The sequence below is a fragment of the Nitrosomonas ureae genome (assembly GCF_900108305.1).
In the GTDB taxonomy this organism is placed as follows: domain Bacteria; phylum Pseudomonadota; class Gammaproteobacteria; order Burkholderiales; family Nitrosomonadaceae; genus Nitrosomonas; species Nitrosomonas ureae_B.
The window spans coordinates 1-1457 of record NZ_FNUX01000069.1; the positions used below are offsets into that span (position 1 = coordinate 1).

Here is a 1457-nt window from a genome sequence, read left to right on the forward strand (position 1 = left end):
TATTCTCCAGATTCGACAAACTGGATGTCATCTTCCTTTCTTTCATCCATTTCGCTCTTATCGTTGAAGCACTTAGATAGTGTTAACAGGCCATAATAAGAATAGCTTGGCACTTAAAAACCAACCATAGGAAGTAGCAACTAATGCAGCATAGTATCCATCAAATATTGAGTCAGCAACTACTAATCCAGTGAATATAATTAATAGCATTGTCGGTAATGCTACCGATGAGAACTGTTTCAATGCTTCAAATTTATTTTTTGTTTCATTTTGTTTATCTAAGATTAGTAATATAGCAGCTGGTAAAGCTCCAAACCACACACCAGTAAGAATGAGATGAAGCGCATATGGCATTACAGCCGTTACCGAAAGCTCTTCCGCCGCGGCATGACTAGCTAATGAACCTGCCACGAGCGGTAAAGCGGCAATTACAGCACAGAAAGCATAACGCCACCGCGCTCTGGATACATTGCAAAGATATAAAATTACTAGTAACAGTAATATTGCCGCCGAGAAACGTAAAATCCAAATCTGCCCTACACGGGTATCCCCTAACAATTCCAGCCAAACCTCATACTTCCCCAGGCTGTTAGCACTTCCAGTTACTTGCACTATGGTTGTAGCTAGAATTACAAGCAAGCCTATCGGGATACTCACAGCTAACCATGGAAACAGGCATTCTAGCCGTCTTATCCATACTTCTGAATAGGTTCGTTTCGCAGTACTTGTAATTATTAAAAATAGACAGCTTCCAAGTAAAGCCAGATTTGCTACAAGCTGAACCCAGCGTGCTAATGCTGCAATTACATCTATCATTTATTGCAGCAAGTCATTCTTTAACACTAAAATCATATTTCGACTCAATGACATGGCCATCCACTGACATCACACGATAATGAACAGTATAAAACCCGGGTTGAATCTGAGGCAAATTTAATACAACAGATTTTGAATCATCTGTAAGTGTCTCTGGCATATTCTCAGTAACTAGTTTTTTATTCGAATCTTCTACTGTTACTGATGCATAAGACCCCTCGATTTTCTCATTAAACCAAAGCTGTATTTGTTTAGGTGGTGTAGAAAGCATGGCTCTGCGTGGTGGCTCAGATTTAACTAAGGTAGCATGCGCTATTGCAGGGCTAGCTTGAAATAATAAAGGAAGCAGAATTAATAATGCAGCAAAAACTGTCACTACTCTAATATCATATTTTGATAATCGCTTATTTTGCACAATTTTCCCTCGATACTTTGTTTACTATTATTTTTTCCAATAATTATTGGATGCTTTTCGTAAGGATGAGTTCATCACTCATCCTTAATTCAATTTCATAAATTATTCACTAAATTGCTGCGCCTCGTTCATCAGTTTTACGTTTACGCATCATCATAAAAGCCGCAGCTCCTGCGATCAGCACTACTATTGGGACGATGATCACGACCTTCGATATCGGACGACC

At 39.1% G+C, this 1457-nt stretch carries 2 protein-coding genes; both read right to left on the reverse strand.

What is annotated here, in order from left to right; translation table 11 throughout:
• Positions 1-72 precede the first annotated feature (72 nt).
• Positions 73-816 carry a CopD family protein gene (locus tag C4S39_RS15045; RefSeq protein ID WP_181023846.1) on the reverse strand — a complete coding sequence of 248 codons (744 nt, stop codon included), beginning with the start codon at positions 814-816 and terminating at the stop codon, positions 73-75.
• A 13-nt stretch (positions 817-829) separates the two neighbouring features.
• Positions 830-1231, reverse strand: a complete 402-nt coding sequence (locus C4S39_RS15050; protein ID WP_103967735.1) for a copper resistance CopC family protein — start codon at positions 1229-1231, stop codon at positions 830-832.
• Positions 1232-1457 lie beyond the last annotated feature (226 nt).